This is a genomic window from Paracoccus pantotrophus, assembly GCF_008824185.1.
In the GTDB taxonomy this organism is placed as follows: domain Bacteria; phylum Pseudomonadota; class Alphaproteobacteria; order Rhodobacterales; family Rhodobacteraceae; genus Paracoccus; species Paracoccus pantotrophus.
Window position 1 is genome coordinate 689,357 of record NZ_CP044423.1, and the last position, 13,877, is coordinate 703,233.

A 13,877-nucleotide genomic window follows, 5' to 3' on the forward strand; every position below is an offset into this window, starting at 1 on the left:
CGGATGGACAGGCTTTCCAACCAGACCCTCGACCGCCTCGGCCAGCCGGTGCCGGGCTATAACCGCGCCGCCCTGCGCCCCGGCATCCTGCATTTCGGCGTCGGCAATTTCTTCCGTGCCCATCAGGCCGCCTATCTGGACCGGCTGATGAACATGGGGCTGGCGCAGGATTTCGCCATCATCGGCGCCGGCGTCATGCCGGGCGATGCGCGGATGCGCGACACGCTGGCGGCGCAGGACTATCTTTACACGCTGGTCGAGCAATCGGCCGACCGCTCGGACGCCCGCGTGCTGGGGCCGATCATGGACTATATCGCGCCGGGCGATCACGGGCGGGTCATCGCCGCGCTGGCCGATCCGGCGATCCGCATCGTGGCGCTGACCATCACCGAGGGCGGCTACTTCATCGATGCCGCCACCGGGCATTTCGACCCGGCCCATCCCGCCATCGCGGCGGACGCGCAAAACCCCGACGCGCCGCGGACCGTGTTCGGCCTGATCGTCGCGGGGCTGAAGGCGCGGCGGGCGGCGGGGCACGCGCCCTTCACCGTTATGTGCTGCGACAACATCCCGCATAACGGCAAGGTCACCTGCGAGGCGGTGGCCGAAACCGCGCGGCTCTCGGACCCGGAGCTGGCCCGGTGGATCACGGCGAATGTCGCCTTCCCGAACGCCATGGTGGACCGCATCACCCCCGCCACCAGCGACCGCGAACGCCGCATGGTGCGCGAGAATTTCGGCATCCATGACGACGCCCCGGTCTTCTGCGAGGATTTCATCCAATGGGTGCTCGAAGATAACTTTCCCGCCGGCCGCCCGCCGCTTGAGAAGGCCGGCGTCGAATTCGTCGCCGACGTGACGCCCTGGGAACTGATGAAGATCCGCATCCTCAACGGCGGCCATGCGGTGATCGCCTATCCGGCCGGGCTGCTGGACATCCATTTCGTGCATGAGGCGATGGCCGACGCCCAGGTCCGCGCCTTCCTGGGAAAGGTCGAGGCGGACGAGATCATCCCCGCCGTGCCGCCGGTGCCCGGCACCGACCTGCAGGCCTATTTCGCCAAGGTGGCCGAACGCTGCGCCAATCCCAAGATCGGCGACACGGTGCGCAGGCTTTGCCTCGACGGTTCGAACCGGCAGCCGAAATTCATCGTGCCGACCATCGCCCACCGGCGGGAGCGCGACCTGCCCGTGGACGGGCTGGCGCTGGAATCGGCGCTGTGGTGCCGCTATTGCGCCGGCACCAGCGACAGCGGCGCGGTGATCGAGCCGAACGATCCGAACTGGGACCACCTGACGCAGGTGGCGCAGGCGGCCCGGACCGATCCCTCGGCCTGGCTGGACATGGCCGAGATCTATGGCGCGACCGGCCGCGATCCGCGCTTTGCCGAACCCTTCGCACGCTGGCTGGCCATGCTGTGGGACAGGGGCACGCGCGCGACGCTCGACGCCTATCTCAAGGGCTAGGCGGTGGTGCGCGGGCTGATCTTCGACTGCGACGGGGTGCTGGTGGATTCCGAACCCCTCGCCGTGGCCGAGATCGAGGCGCTGCTGCAAAGGCTGGGCGCGCCGATCGCTCGCGCCCGCATCTATGACGAGTTCCTTGGCCGTTCGTTTTCGACCATCGTCGAGGCGGCAGAGGGGCAGGGCGTCGATCTGCGCCCTGCCGTGCCCGGCTATGCCGAGGCGCTGGCCCTGCGCTTTCGCCGCGAATTGCGCCCGGTGCCGGGCATGGCCGAGGCGCTGGCGCAACTGTCCGGGCCGCGCGCCGTGGCCTCCTCCAGCGCGCCCGAGCGGTTGCGGCTGTCCTTGTCGCTGACCGGGCTGGCACCGCTCTTCGGGCCGCATGTCTATTCCGCGACGCAGGTGGCGCGCGGCAAGCCCGCGCCCGACCTGTTCCTGTTCGCCGCCCGGCACTTGGGCATCGCGCCGGCCGATTGCGTGGTGATCGAGGACAGCCCGGCCGGTCTGCGCGCCGCCCGCGCGGCGGGGATGCGGGTTATCGGCTTTCTGGGCGGCAGCCATGCCGCGCCGGCGCGGCTGGCCGAAAAGCTGGCGGCGCTGGCCCCCGACGCGCTGATTGACCACGCGCGGGATTTGCCCAAGACTTTGGCCGGACTGGGCTAGGGAAGGGGAATCGGCGTGCTGATCGGGGCCGTGGATGTGGGCTCGGCCCGCGCGCGAGCGGGGATTTTCACCCCCGAAGGCCGGCTGGTCGCCCGCGCGAGCCGGGGGTTCGCCACCATTCCGGGCCCCGACCGGCAGGCCATGCACGATTTCGCCGAGATCTGGCAGGCCGTGGCCGAGGCGCTGGCCGAGGCGCTGCGGCAGGCCGGCGCCGATCCCGCGCAGGTCGGGGCGCTGGCCTTTGACGCCACCTGCTCGCTGGTGGTCGAAGCGCCGGGCTTTGCCCCCGACGTGATCGCCTGGCACGACCACCGCGCCGTGGCCGAGGCGGCGGAACTCAGCCGCATCCCGCATGAGATCGTCACGCGGGCCGGGGGCTCGGTCTCGCCCGAGATGCAGACGCCGAAGCTGATGTGGCTGCGCCGCCACCGGCCCGAGGTCTGGGCGGCGCTGCAAGGGGTGCGCGACCTTTGCGACCACCTGGCCTTTCGCGCCACCGGGACCGAGGCGCGTTCGCTTTGCGCGGCGGCGGCGAAATGGCCCTGGCTGCCCGACCGCGGCGGCTGGCAGCGGGACTTGCTGGAACGGGCGGGGATCGCCGATTTCCCGCGCCCCGGCCCGGTCCTGCCGCCCGGCGCGCGTATCGGGCCGCTGTCGCCGCGGGGTGCGGCGGAACTGGGGCTGGAGCCCGGCACGCTGGTCGCCGCCGGGCTGATCGACGCCTTTGCCGGGGCGCTTGGCGCGGCGCCGGACATGCCGGCGCTGATCGCCGGCACCTCGAATTGCGTCATGGCGACGGGGCTGGCGCCGCGCGCGGCGCTTTGGGGGCCCTATCCCGGCGCCATCCTGCCCGGCGAAAGCGTCAGCGAGGGCGGCCAGTCCGCGACCGGCGCGTTGCTGGAGCGGGTGCGCGGGCTTTTCCCGCAGCCGGCCAGCCACGACGAGATCCTGGCCCGCATCGCCGCCGATCCCGAGCCTGCGCCCGACCTGCATGTCCTGCCCGACATCAAGGGCAGCCGCACGCCCTTTGCCGATCCGCTGCTGCGCGGCGTGATCCACGGCCTGACGCTGGAGCGCAGCGCGCAGGCGCTGGACGCGCTTTACTGGCGCGCGGCGGTCGGCATCGCGCTGGGAACGCGGCAGGTCATCGCGCATATGGGGCTGGCGCCCGCTGCGCTGGCCATGGCCGGGGGGCAGGCGCGCTCGGCCCTGCTGCGCCAGCTTTATGCCGATGCGACAGGGGCCGAGATCCACTGGCAGCCGCAGGACGCGGTGCTGCGCGGCACCGCCATCGCCGCCGCCGCGCCGCTGCTGGGCGGGATCCGCGCGGCGCGGGCGCGCTTTGCCCGGCCGGCCGAGGTGACCCGCCCCGAGCCCGCCGCCCGCGCCCGGCGCGAGCGGGACTGGCGCATCTTCCTGCGCATGCAGCAGCAGCGCGCCGAGATCGCCGCGATGTAGGGGTCAGTCGGCCAGCAGCGCCGCGCCGGTCGCGGCATCGGTGATCAGCCCGCTGATCAGACCGCCGCGCAGCGCGCCGCGGATCGCCGGCACCTTTTCGGCGCCATGGGCGGCGCCGATCACCAGCGTCGTCTCGCGCGGCGGGATCGGGGCCGAAGCCACGCGGTCGTTGCTGAGCCCCGCCACCAGTGCGCCCCGCGCGTCATAGGCCCAGCCGGTGATCTCGCCCACCGCGCCGGCCGCGACCAGCGCGTCCAGGTCGGGCTGCGACAGGAAGCCGTCCAGCATCAGCGGCGCGCCCGCGCCCACCGTGCCGATGCCGACAAAGGCCACCGCGGCCTCGGCCGACATGCGGATCAGCCGCTCGATGCTGGGCTGGCTGTTGACCGCCTGCCGCTCGCGCACGCTGGGGGCGATGACCGGCAGCGGCAGGGGAAAGCTGCGCGCCGTCACCAGGTCCGACAGCGTGAACAGCACGTTGTAATAGGCGGTCGAGCCGTCCGGCGCGATATTGCCGGTCAGCGAGACGATGCGGTGCTGCGGGCAGTCGATATGCGGCAATTGCGCGATGGCGCTGCGCAGGGTGCGCCCGGTGCCGATCGCCATGGTCATCGGCTCGGCCCGGCGCAGCCATTGCTCGATCACATCGGCCAGCATCAGCGCCACCCCGGCCTCGGGCGCATCCGAAGGGGCGATCTGGCAGAACGCCAGCCCGTACTTGCGCTGCAATCCTGCGGCCAGGTCCATGCAATGGGCAAAGGGATGGTCGATGCGGATCTTGACGATGCCCTCGGCCATGGCCTGCGCCACCAGGCGCTGCGCGGTCTGGCGCGAGATGCCCATGATCCCCGCGATCTCGTCCTGGGTCTTGCCCGCGACATAGGAAAGCCACGCCGCCTTGGCCGCTTGCTCCAGTTTCCGGCCCTGGTTCGACATGGGTTGGCTTTTCCGTCTTTCGCGCGTGTTCGGGGTGTTTTTTGCCGTCCCTGTGTAGCTTGCCGGCAACCCGGCTGTCCAGCGCGCCGCCCGCGGCGGCAGGCTGCGGCAAAAGCGACCTGTCTAAAATATGACCTTCACATTCATGTTTTGCTGACCTATGCAGGCGGGGTCATTCCGGCGTGCCCGCAGCCCATGCCCGCCGCCGCTATGCCGCATCGCAAGCCCTGTGCCAGCCGTTTCATTGCCACCCTCGCGCCGCACATCGCCGCCGGCGCTGTCCCTTGCGGGAAGATGAAGGACGTGCCGACATGGACGCTGACGACAAAACGAAACCCCTTGCGCGAATGATCCCGGTCTTGTCCGGGCTGGCGGCCGGGCTGTCCTTGCAGGCGGGGGCGGCGCTGGCGCAATCGGCCGCGCCCGGCGCGGTGATCGTGCTGGACGAGATCGAGATCCGCGCCGACACCACCGCCCGCCGGTTCGAGGCGACGCCCGGTGCGGTGACGCTGATCGACCGCAGCGAGCCCGTGGGCGAGGCCGCGCCGACGCTGGCCGACACGCTGTCCGAGGTGCCCGGCGTCGTGGTGCAGGAGTTCTTCGGCGGCAACGACCAGCCGCGCATCCAGATCCGCGGCGCGGGCCTGCAGCAGAACCCGGCCGAGCGCGGCTTGCTGATCCTTCAGGACGGCATGCCGGTGAACCGCGCCGACGGCTCCTATGTCGTGGGCCTTGCCGCGCCGGGCCAGGCCGAGAGCATCGAGGTGTTTCGCGGCGCCGCGGCCAATCGCATCGGCGCCAACGTGCTGGGCGGCGCGATCAACTTCGCCTCGCCCTCGGGCGTAACGGCGCCGGGGCTGCGGCTCAGCTTCGGCGGCGGCAGTTTCGGGCGGGGCGAGGTCGCGGGCAGCTATGGCATCGACGGCGAGCGGGCCGATGTGCTGCTGCGCTTCGAACATGCGCAGAAGGACGGCTATCGCGACCATAACGGCTCGCGCCGCAGCGGCATCGGCGGCAATGTCACCCTGCAGACCGGCGAGGCGGTGACGCGGTTGTTCTTCAGCCATACCGACCTGGAATTCGACGTGGCCGGGCCTCTGACCTGGGATGCGGTCCGGAACGATCCCGAAAGCAACCATGCCGGCCCGGTGATCGTCGGCGGCGCGCCGGTGGGGCCGGGGCCGAACGTGCCGCGCGACCGGCCGCGGCGCGACACCCGGCAGACCCTGGCCGGCGCCCGCACGACGCTGGAGCGCGGCGCGGACATCTATGATTTCGGCCTGAGCCTGTCGCGGACCGACGACAGTTTCGCCTTTCCGATCTCATCCGGGTTCCGCGATACCGAGGGCAGCGACGCCACGCTGACCGCGCGCTACAGCCGGATGGGCGAAGGGGAGTTGCCGCTGTTCGAGACCGGGCTGACCTGGTCCTTCGGCAAGGCCGACCGCGATTATTTCCACAACCTGGGCGGCGCGCGCGGCCCGGCCTTCGGCCGCAACCGGCTGACGGCCGATACCCTGTCGATCTTTGCCGGGGGGAACCTGCCCTTGGGCGGGTTCACCCTGTCGCCCTCGATCGCCTTCAACCATGCCAGCCGCGAAAGCGAGGATCGCTGGGGGGCGGCGACCCGGCCGACGGTGGGCTACAGCCCGATGAATCCCGGCATGCGCCTGCCCGATGGCGCGGTGCCGGCGGTCTCGACCAGCTACGACCGCAGCTATAGCGGCTTCACCCCGGCGCTGGCCCTGTCCTGGACCCCGGCCGAGGGGCAGTTTGCCTGGATTTCGCTGGCGCGCGGCTTCGAGCCGCCGACCCATGACGACCTGCTGGGGACGGTTGGCGGCACGCCGAACAGCGGGCCGGGCCGGCCGAACCCTGCCGATCCCGCGGCGCCTGCGGCCATGTTCGCGACGCCGGACCTGGAGGCGCAGACCTCGACCACGCTGGAGCTGGGCTGGCGCGGGACATGGCAGCGCCTGTCCTGGGACGCGACCCTCTATCACGCGCGGCTGAAGAACGAACTGCTGTCGCTGCGCGACGTGACCGGCGCCACGCTGGCCTCGGTCAATGCCGGGCGGACCCGGCACAGCGGGGCCGAGCTTGGCCTGTCGGGCGAGCTGACGGAAACGCTGGCGGCGCGGCTGGCCTGGACCTGGCAGGATTTCCGCTTCGACGACGATCCCCTGCGCGGCGACAACCGCATCGCCGGCGCGCCGCGCAACGTCATCTCGCTGGTGCTGGACTGGCGCCCGGTCGAACGGCTGGTGCTGACCGGCAAGCTGCATTGGGTGCCGGGCCGGACGCCGGTGGACAACATGAACACGGTCTTCAACGATTCCTATGCGCTGCTGGACCTGGGGGCCGAATATGCGCTGACGCCGAACGCCGCGGTCCATGTCCAAGTCACCAACCTGACCGACGAACGCTATGCCGCCTCGACGCTGGTCGTGGATCAGGCCATGGCCGGACAGGCGGCCTTCATCCCCGGCGAGGGACGCGCCTTCTACCTGGGCACGCGGCTGCGGTTCTGACCATGCCCGCCGCCGCCTTCCTTTCCGCGCCGCCGTCCCGCCTGTCCCTGTGCCCCCAGACCGCGCCGCGCCGCGCCCTGGCGGGCGCCATTGACCGCCTGGCGCGGGCCGTGCTTTTGTGCGGGCGGATCGAGGAAGCCCCCCGCATGCGACTGACCAGCTTTTCGGATTACGCCCTGCGCCTGCTGATCTATGCGGCGCGGCATCCCGACCGGCTGATCACCATCGAGGAGGCGGCCTTGGCCTATGACATCTCGCGCAGCCACCTGACCAAGGTGGCGAACGTGCTGACGCGGGCGGGGTTCCTGAACTCGGTCCGCGGCCGCTCGGGCGGGCTGGAGCTGGGCCGCAACCCGGCCGCGCTGTCCCTGGGCGAGGTGCTGCGCGTGACCGAGCCGGACATGGCCGCCGCCGAATGTTTTGGCCCCGAGGAGATCCGCGCCCCGAACCGGCCCGGCGCGCTGGACGCGGCGATCCGCGATGCGCTGGCCGCCTTCCTGCAGGTGATGGACCACCGCACGCTGGCCGACCTGCTGGCCGAGGAACAGGAGTGAGCCATGGTTTTTCCCGCCTTCTTCGACGATGCGCCGGCGATCCGGCTCCGCGATCCCCTGGCGGGTTTCCTGGGCTCGGCCGAGGACGGGGTGATGACCTATCGCTATGTCGATGCGGTGCGGCTTTGCGGCCATTCCTGCCCGGTGGTCGCCGGGGCCTGGCTGATGGTGCTGGCCGGGCTGGAATGGCTTTACGGCGACGACCTGCCCGAGCGCGGCGGCATCGAGGTGCATATGCGCGAGGGCGTCGGGCAGGGCACGACCGGCGTTGTCGCCTCGGTCGCGACGCTGGTCACGGGTGCCGCGGCCGAGGGCGGCTTTCACGGCATCGGCGCGGGGCAGCTGTTCGCGCGCCGCGGGCTCTTGCGCTTCGAGGCGCCGATCGACGGGGTCATGGCGCTGCGCCGGCGCGACAATGGCGATGGGGTGGTGGTGGACATCGACACCGGCCATGTGCCGCATGATCCCGCCATGGCCGGGCTGATGCCGCGCGCGGTCGCGGGGCGGGCCGATCCGGCCGAACTGGCCCGCTTCGCGGCGCTGTTCCAGGACCGGGTGCGGCGGATGCTGGCGGCGGCCGACGACCCCAAGCTGATCCATCTCTACGACTGGCCCGCGTCATGAGCCGCCCGGCCTGGCCCGGTGACGCCGCGCCCTATCGGCGCACGCCGGAATTCACCGAAACCACCGTGCCCAAGGGCCTGTTGCGTGCCCATGCGACCCGGCCCGGCACCTGGGCGCGGCTGCATGTGCTGGAGGGCCGGCTGGTCTTTCGCGACCTGGTCGGCGGCACCGAGATGCTGCTGGGGCCGGGCATCCATCCGCTGATCCATCCCGAGCGGCTGCACGAGGTCGCGGCCGCGGGCCCGGTGCGGTTTTTCGTCGAGTTCTGCGCCCGGCCGGGGGATTGCCCGGCGCCGACCTGATCTAAGTCAAGGCAGCCCGATCCCGGCCGCCTATGCTATCGCCAATCCCGCGCCAGCCCTCCGCCAGCGATCCCCGTTCATCTTGCGCCTGCCAGGAGGGCAGACATGTCCCCAATCCCTCGCCATCCCTCGCGCCGCGCCCTGCTTGCCGGGGCGGGCGCGCTTGCCGCCGCGCTGGCGGCGCCCGCCGTCCTGCGCGCAGCACCCCTGGCGCGCCTGGCGCTGTTCGGCCCGCCCGCCGGGCCCAGCATCACCCTGGCCCATGCCGTCGCCAGCGGCGCGCTGAAGGATCTGTCGGCCGAGGTATCGCTGACCGTATGGCGCAGCCCGGACGAGTTGCGCGCCGGCCTGACCTCGGGGACCATCGACCTGTCGGTGGTGCCGGTGCAGGTCGCGGCGAACCTTTACAACCGCGGCATGGGGCTGCGGCTGGTCAACACCATGACCGACGGGCTGCTGTTCATCGTGGCGCAATCCGGCGCGGTCGCGGATCTGGCCGGGCTGGAGGGCAGGCGCCTGGCCGTGCCCTTTGTCAACGACACGCCCGATTTCGTGTTGCGCGCGCTGCTGGCGCGGCAGGGCATCGCCGATAAGGTGGACCTGCTGCCCGTCGGCAGCCCCATCGAGGCGGCGCAGATGCTGCTGGCCGGCCAGATCGAGGCGGCGCTGCTCAGCGAGCCGGCCTCCAGCGTCGCGATCATGCGCGGCCGGGCGGCGGGCAAGGCTTTCGCGCGGGTGATCGACCTGCAAGAGGAATGGGGCAGGCAGGGCGATGTCGGCCCGCTGCTGCCGCAGGCCGGGCTGGCCGCGACCGATGCTTTCATGGCCGGCGGCGCCGAGTTGCTGGCGCCGTTGCAGGCCGCGCTGGCGCGGGCCAATGCCGAGGTGCTGGCCGATCCGGTGCAGGCCGCGACCGAAGCCGCCGGTGCCCTGGACATGCCCGCCCCGATCCTGGCGCTGTCGGTGCCGCATTCCCGGCTGGCCGTGCGCCCGGCCGGCGAGGCGCGCCCGGCCATCGAGGCGATCCTGTCGCTGATGGCGGAAACCGATGCCGCGATCATCGGCGGCAAGCTGCCCGACGACGGGTTCTATCTGCTGTGAGCCTGCTTTCGGCCTGTCTGGACCGGCTGGCGCGGCTGGGCCGGTTCCTGTGGTCGGCCTGGGCCGGGCTGGCGGGCCTGGCGCTGATCGGCGCGCTGTGGCAGGCCGGGCACGAGGCCTATGGCGATTTCATCCTGACCGCGCCGCTGGACACGCTGGCCGCCGCGGCGCGGCTGTTGCGCGAGGGCAGGGCGCAGGAACTGCTGGCCCTGACCACCGCCCGCGCGCTGGCCGGTTTCGGGCTTTGCGCGCTGATCGGCACGCTTTTCGGGGTGGTGGCGGGCTATTCCCCGGCTACGCTGCGGCTGTCGCGGCCGATCCTGACCCTGCTTCTGGGCGTGCCGCCGATCGCCTGGATCGTGCTGGCGATGATCTGGTTCGGTCCCTCCGACCTGACCGTGGCGGTGACGATCCTGATCTCGGCGACGCCGGTGGTCTTCGTCGGCGCGGTCGAGGGCGTGGTGACGCGCGACCGCGGCCTGGACGACATGGCGCGGGTCTTTGGCGCCGGCCCGCTGCGGCGCTTCCTGTTCGTCTCGGCCCGGCAGATTTCGGCGCAGCTGTTCCCGGCGCTGATCCTGGCGCTCGGCTCGGCCTTCAAGGTCGCGATCATGGCCGAGTTGCTGGCCAATGCCGGCGGCATCGGCGGCGCGCTGGCGCGGGCGCGGGCCATGCTGGACATCGCCGAGGCGCTGGCCTGGGTCAGCCTGGCCGTCGCCGCGCTGATCGCGGTCGAATATGTGCTGATCCGCCCGGTCCGGGCCGAGCTGGAACGCTGGCGCGAGGCGGCCGCGCCCTGGGGCGTCAAGCGATGAGCCTGCTGGAACTGAACCGCATCGGCCATGCCTTTTTCGGCCGCACCGTGCTGGAGGGCATCACGCTGGGCGTTGCCCGGCAAGAGATCGTGGCGCTGGTCGGGCCGTCGGGCTCGGGCAAGTCCACGCTTGCGCATATCGCCGCCGGGCTGGTCGAGCCGCGCGAGGGGCGCATCGCGCGCAACTACCTGCGCCACGCGATGATCTTCCAGGAGCCGCGGCTGATGCCCTGGGCGACGGCGGCCGGCAATATCGGCTTTCCGTTGCGCCTGTCGCGCGCGCCGCGCCGGATGCGGCGGCAGATGATCGCCGATGCTGCCCTGCGCGCCGGCCTGCTGCCCGAGGATCTGGGGAAATACCCGTCCGAGCTTTCGGGCGGCATGCGCCAGCGCGCCGCCATCGCCCGCGCCCTGGTGACGGACCCGGATTTCATCTATTTCGACGAGCCCTTCACCGCGCTGGACGTGGCGCTGAAGCGGCGGATGCAGGATCTGGTGATCGAGGCCGCCGCCTCGGCGCGCTTTGCCGCGCTGTTCATCACCCACGACCTGCTCGAGGCGATCCGCATCAGCCACCGCATCCTGGTGCTGGACGCGGGCGGGCGCGGCATCGCGGGCGAGCGCCTGCCGCCCGGCAGTCCCGGAACCCGCGACGAGGCGGCGATCTTTGCCCTGCGCCAGCATTACCTGACCGCCGACCCGCTGTTTGCGCATATCCACGACATAGACGAACGGCTGCGCCCATGAAGCCCTCTTTGCATCGCGTGCTGGCCGACGAAGGCTTCCGGCTGTTCTTTCCGCTTGCGGCGCTGCATGCGGCGCTGTGGCCGCTGCTCTGGGTGGCGCTCTGGTCCTTCGACCTGCCCTTTGCGCGGCAGATCCCGCCCGGGATCTGGCATGCGAACGAGATGATCTTTGGCGCCTGGGGCGCTGCGCTGCTGGGCTTTCTGACCACCGCCGCGCCGGAATGGACCGACACGCCGCGCCTGCGCGGGCGGCCGCTTTGGGTGCTGGCGGGGCTTTGGGGCCTGGCGCGGATCGCCGGGCTCCTGGGGGCGGATGCGTTGATCCTGCCGGCGACGGCGGCGGAGCTGGCCTGGCTGGTGCTGCTGCTGGCCTATTTCCTGAAAGTCTCGCTGGAGCAGCGCAGCACCCGGCTGCTCAGCTTTGCCGGCTGGCTTTTCGCTCTGACGCTGGCCGGGCTGATGGCGCGCATGGCCATGCTGGCGGGGCAGGCGGAACCGGCGGCGGAATGGCTGCGCATCGCGGGGCTGGTGTTTCTGGGGCTGCTTTCCCTGGCGCTGGCGCGCATCACCGTGCCGGTGACGAATATCGTGCTGGATCCCAGCGAAAGCACCTCGCCCTTCCGGCCGCATCCGGGGCGGCTGAACCTGTCGGCCGGGCTGGTGGCGCTGGCGCTGATCGGGCAGGTCGCGGGCCTGTCGCCGGCGGTTGCGGGCTTTCTTTGGATCGCTGCCGGCGCCGCCTTCATGGACCGGATGGCCGAGGGCTTTGTCGGTCCCGAGGCGTTTCGCGCCGAGATCATGGTGTTGATGGCGGCGGCGGGATTTTCCGGGGCGGGTCTGCTGGGGCTGGGCGCCGCAGCCCTGGGCGCACCCTGGGCCGAGGCCGGGCCGTTGCACCTGGCGCTGATGGGGGGCTTGGGCCTGGGCGTGCTGGCGGTGCTGGCGATCGCCGGGCGGTTCCATACCAGGCAGGGGCTGGGCCTGAACTGGCAGACCCGCGCGGCCTTCGTGCTGGCCGGCGCGGCGGTATTGCTGCGCGCCCTGCCCGAGATGGGACTGATGCCCTGGCCGCCCGGCCCGCTGCATCTGCTCGCGGCGCTGTTCTGGGCGGCGGCCTTCCTGCTGTGGCTGGCCGATTACTGGCCGGCGATACGCCGCCTGCCCTAAGGGGCGGGCGGCGCAGCCTTCAGGCGGCAAGCATCCGAGTCTGGCCAAGCGCCTGGTCAATGGCAGCCTGGCGCTGATCGGGGCCGATGCTGACGCCATCAGCCATCACGAATTCGGCCTCGATGCCGATGAAGGCAAAGACCGAGCGCAGGTAGCTTTCCAGATGCTCCAGCGCCACCCGCGCGTCGTCGCTGTAAAAGCCGCCACGCGCCAGGGCGACGATCACCCGCTTGCCGCCGGCCAGCCCCTCCGGCCCCTCGGCGGTATAGCGGAAGGTCTTGCCGGCCACGACGATGCGGTCGATCCAGGCCTTGAGCTGGCTCGGCAGGGTGAAGTTGTACATCGGCGCCCCGATCACCACCGTCTCGGCGGCCAGGAACTCGTCCAGGACCGATGTGTCGGCCAGCGCATCCAGCGTCAGATGCGGCAGCGGCGCGACGGCAAGGTCGCGGCGGATGACGGGGGTGCCGGGCCGGGCCTCGGCGAGCCGGTCGATGATCGCCTGGCTGACGATGCGGCTGACGCTGTTGTCGCCGGTGATGCTGCTGTCGATATGCAGGATGGTCACTCTTGCCTCCTAGGTATGGAATTTATACTGAGGCTGCTTAGATAACCATCGGCAAGACCCCCGCAAGAAGGCACAATCCTGTGCCGCAGTTACATGGCTGTGACCCGGTCACGGCCAGGAACCCGGAGAAACCAGATGCATGACCCCAACAGTTTCGGCTGCCGCGCCTTTGCCGCCGTCCTGCAGCGGATCGGCGACAAATGGAGCCTGCTGATCGTTTCGGTCCTGGCCGAGGGGCCCAGGCGGTTCAGCGAATTGCGCCGCGAGATCCCCAGCATTTCCCAGCGCATGCTGACGCTGACCCTGCGCGGGCTGGAGCGCGACGGGCTGGTGTCGCGCACGGTGACGCCCAGCATTCCGCCGCGCGTGGATTACGAATTGACCGAGCTTGGCCGCTCGCTGCGCAAGCCGGTCTGCGCGCTGGCGGAATGGGCGATGGCGAATATCGGCGCGATCCATGATGCCCAGGCCCGTTTCGACCGGGCGAGCGAAAGGGCGCTACGGCCAGGTCTCACAACCAATAGATGACGGTCGCGGCGAGGGCGCAGGCCGAGAGAAACAGGATGGGGCGGCGATCGTAGCGGGTTGCGATCCGACGCCAGTCCTTGAGACGTGCGAAGATGTTTTCGATCCGGCGGCGCAGGCGATAGAGGCTGGCGTCGTGCGGGATCGGGGCTTTCCGGCCGATGCGGGAGGGGATGCATGGCGCAATGCCTCTTTCGATCAGGGCATTGCGAAACCAGCCGGCATCGTAGCCGCGGTCTGCGAGCAGCGCCCCGGCCTGCAGGATCTGCGAGAGCGGCGCCCTTGCGCCGATGTAGCCGGAGGCCTGGCCAGCCGACAGAAGCATCCGGATCGGGCGCCCCCTGGCATCGGCCAGGACGCGCAGCTTCGAAGCTCAGCCCGCCCCTGGTGCACCCGATCAGCCGTCCGTGCCCCCCTTTGAACT

General features: G+C 71.1%; 14 protein-coding genes and 1 pseudogene. 12 read left to right on the forward strand and 3 right to left on the reverse strand.

Annotated elements, in window-relative coordinates; translation table 11 throughout:
- Positions 1 to 3 precede the first annotated feature (3 nt).
- The 3 genes from ESD82_RS03260 to ESD82_RS03270 are packed head-to-tail and all read left to right on the forward strand — an operon-like array spanning position 4 to position 3,585.
- Positions 4 to 1,467: a mannitol dehydrogenase family protein gene (locus ESD82_RS03260; protein ID WP_147429011.1), complete on the forward strand. Its 1,464-nt coding sequence runs from the start codon at positions 4 to 6 to the stop codon at positions 1,465 to 1,467.
- Between the two features lie 6 nt (positions 1,468 to 1,473).
- On the forward strand, positions 1,474 to 2,127 hold the full coding sequence (locus tag ESD82_RS03265; protein WP_244314494.1) for an HAD-IA family hydrolase: 654 nt from the start codon (positions 1,474 to 1,476) through the stop codon (positions 2,125 to 2,127).
- Positions 2,128 to 2,142: 15 nt separating this feature from the next.
- The gene (locus ESD82_RS03270) at positions 2,143 to 3,585 is read left to right on the forward strand and encodes an FGGY-family carbohydrate kinase (RefSeq protein ID WP_147429009.1); all 1,443 of its coding nucleotides are present in this window, start codon (positions 2,143 to 2,145) and stop codon (positions 3,583 to 3,585) included.
- Positions 3,586 to 3,588: 3 nt separating this feature from the next.
- On the opposite strand, the gene ESD82_RS03275 is transcribed toward ESD82_RS03270, so the two are convergent.
- A complete protein-coding gene (locus ESD82_RS03275) occupies positions 3,589 to 4,521 on the reverse strand; it encodes a sugar-binding transcriptional regulator (RefSeq protein WP_147429008.1) in 933 nt (310 codons plus the stop codon).
- A 311-nt stretch (positions 4,522 to 4,832) separates the two neighbouring features.
- On the opposite strand from ESD82_RS03275, the gene ESD82_RS03280 reads away from it, so the two are divergent.
- The 8 genes from ESD82_RS03280 (at position 4,833) to ESD82_RS03315 (ending at position 12,360) form a co-directional block, all read left to right on the forward strand.
- Entirely contained in the window at positions 4,833 to 7,052 is a 2,220-nt protein-coding gene (locus ESD82_RS03280) for a TonB-dependent receptor family protein (RefSeq protein ID WP_147429007.1), read from the forward strand.
- A 146-nt stretch (positions 7,053 to 7,198) separates the two neighbouring features.
- Positions 7,199 to 7,606 (forward strand): RrF2 family transcriptional regulator, encoded by a 408-nt coding sequence (locus ESD82_RS03285; RefSeq protein WP_028710437.1) that lies wholly within the window; start codon positions 7,199 to 7,201, stop codon positions 7,604 to 7,606.
- Positions 7,607 to 7,609: 3 nt separating this feature from the next.
- Positions 7,610 to 8,230: a hypothetical protein gene (locus ESD82_RS03290; protein WP_114669325.1), complete on the forward strand. Its 621-nt coding sequence runs from the start codon at positions 7,610 to 7,612 to the stop codon at positions 8,228 to 8,230.
- A complete protein-coding gene (locus ESD82_RS03295; RefSeq protein ID WP_024845169.1) occupies positions 8,227 to 8,532 on the forward strand; it encodes a DUF1971 domain-containing protein in 306 nt (101 codons plus the stop codon). Before ESD82_RS03290 ends, ESD82_RS03295 begins: the two co-directional genes overlap by 4 nt.
- 105 nt (positions 8,533 to 8,637) lie before the next feature.
- On the forward strand, positions 8,638 to 9,633 hold the full coding sequence (locus ESD82_RS03300; RefSeq protein ID WP_147429006.1) for an ABC transporter substrate-binding protein: 996 nt from the start codon (positions 8,638 to 8,640) through the stop codon (positions 9,631 to 9,633).
- A complete protein-coding gene (locus ESD82_RS03305; RefSeq protein WP_147429005.1) occupies positions 9,630 to 10,448 on the forward strand; it encodes an ABC transporter permease in 819 nt (272 codons plus the stop codon). Before ESD82_RS03300 ends, ESD82_RS03305 begins: the two co-directional genes overlap by 4 nt.
- Entirely contained in the window at positions 10,445 to 11,194 is a 750-nt protein-coding gene (locus tag ESD82_RS03310; RefSeq protein ID WP_024845172.1) for an ABC transporter ATP-binding protein, read from the forward strand. Before ESD82_RS03305 ends, ESD82_RS03310 begins: the two co-directional genes overlap by 4 nt.
- Complete coding sequence (locus ESD82_RS03315; protein ID WP_147429004.1) at positions 11,191 to 12,360, forward strand: NnrS family protein; 1,170 nt, start codon at positions 11,191 to 11,193, stop codon at positions 12,358 to 12,360. Before ESD82_RS03310 ends, ESD82_RS03315 begins: the two co-directional genes overlap by 4 nt.
- A 19-nt stretch (positions 12,361 to 12,379) precedes the next feature.
- Here ESD82_RS03315 and ESD82_RS03320 read toward each other — a convergent pair whose 3' ends face one another.
- The gene (locus tag ESD82_RS03320) at positions 12,380 to 12,928 is read right to left on the reverse strand and encodes an FMN-dependent NADH-azoreductase (protein WP_024845174.1); all 549 of its coding nucleotides are present in this window, start codon (positions 12,926 to 12,928) and stop codon (positions 12,380 to 12,382) included.
- A gap of 135 nt (positions 12,929 to 13,063) precedes the next feature.
- Between ESD82_RS03320 and ESD82_RS03325 the strand changes: the two genes are divergently transcribed.
- The gene (locus ESD82_RS03325; protein ID WP_028710435.1) at positions 13,064 to 13,456 is read left to right on the forward strand and encodes a winged helix-turn-helix transcriptional regulator; all 393 of its coding nucleotides are present in this window, start codon (positions 13,064 to 13,066) and stop codon (positions 13,454 to 13,456) included.
- On the opposite strand, the pseudogene ESD82_RS03330 reads toward ESD82_RS03325, so the two are convergent.
- Positions 13,440 to 13,872, reverse strand: a pseudogene (locus tag ESD82_RS03330) (IS5 family transposase); the annotation flags it as partial. The gene ESD82_RS03325 and the pseudogene ESD82_RS03330 sit on opposite strands and share 17 nt — an antisense overlap.
- Between the last annotated feature and the right edge of the window lie 5 nt (positions 13,873 to 13,877).

Bases quoted from the DNA above. Each gene is read 5' to 3' on its own strand.
- ESD82_RS03260 (WP_147429011.1), top strand. From the start codon at position 4: ATGGACAGGCTTTCCAACCAGACCCTCGACCGCCTCGGCCAGCCGGTG.
- ESD82_RS03275 (WP_147429008.1), bottom strand. From the start codon at position 4,521: ATGTCGAACCAGGGCCGGAAACTGGAGCAAGCGGCCAAGGCGGCGTGG.
- ESD82_RS03280 (WP_147429007.1), top strand. From the start codon at position 4,833: ATGGACGCTGACGACAAAACGAAACCCCTTGCGCGAATGATCCCGGTC.
- ESD82_RS03285 (WP_028710437.1), top strand. From the start codon at position 7,199: ATGCGACTGACCAGCTTTTCGGATTACGCCCTGCGCCTGCTGATCTAT.
- ESD82_RS03290 (WP_114669325.1), top strand. From the start codon at position 7,610: ATGGTTTTTCCCGCCTTCTTCGACGATGCGCCGGCGATCCGGCTCCGC.
- ESD82_RS03295 (WP_024845169.1), top strand. From the start codon at position 8,227: ATGAGCCGCCCGGCCTGGCCCGGTGACGCCGCGCCCTATCGGCGCACG.
- ESD82_RS03300 (WP_147429006.1), top strand. From the start codon at position 8,638: ATGTCCCCAATCCCTCGCCATCCCTCGCGCCGCGCCCTGCTTGCCGGG.
- ESD82_RS03310 (WP_024845172.1), top strand. From the start codon at position 10,445: ATGAGCCTGCTGGAACTGAACCGCATCGGCCATGCCTTTTTCGGCCGC.
- ESD82_RS03315 (WP_147429004.1), top strand. From the start codon at position 11,191: ATGAAGCCCTCTTTGCATCGCGTGCTGGCCGACGAAGGCTTCCGGCTG.
- ESD82_RS03325 (WP_028710435.1), top strand. From the start codon at position 13,064: ATGCATGACCCCAACAGTTTCGGCTGCCGCGCCTTTGCCGCCGTCCTG.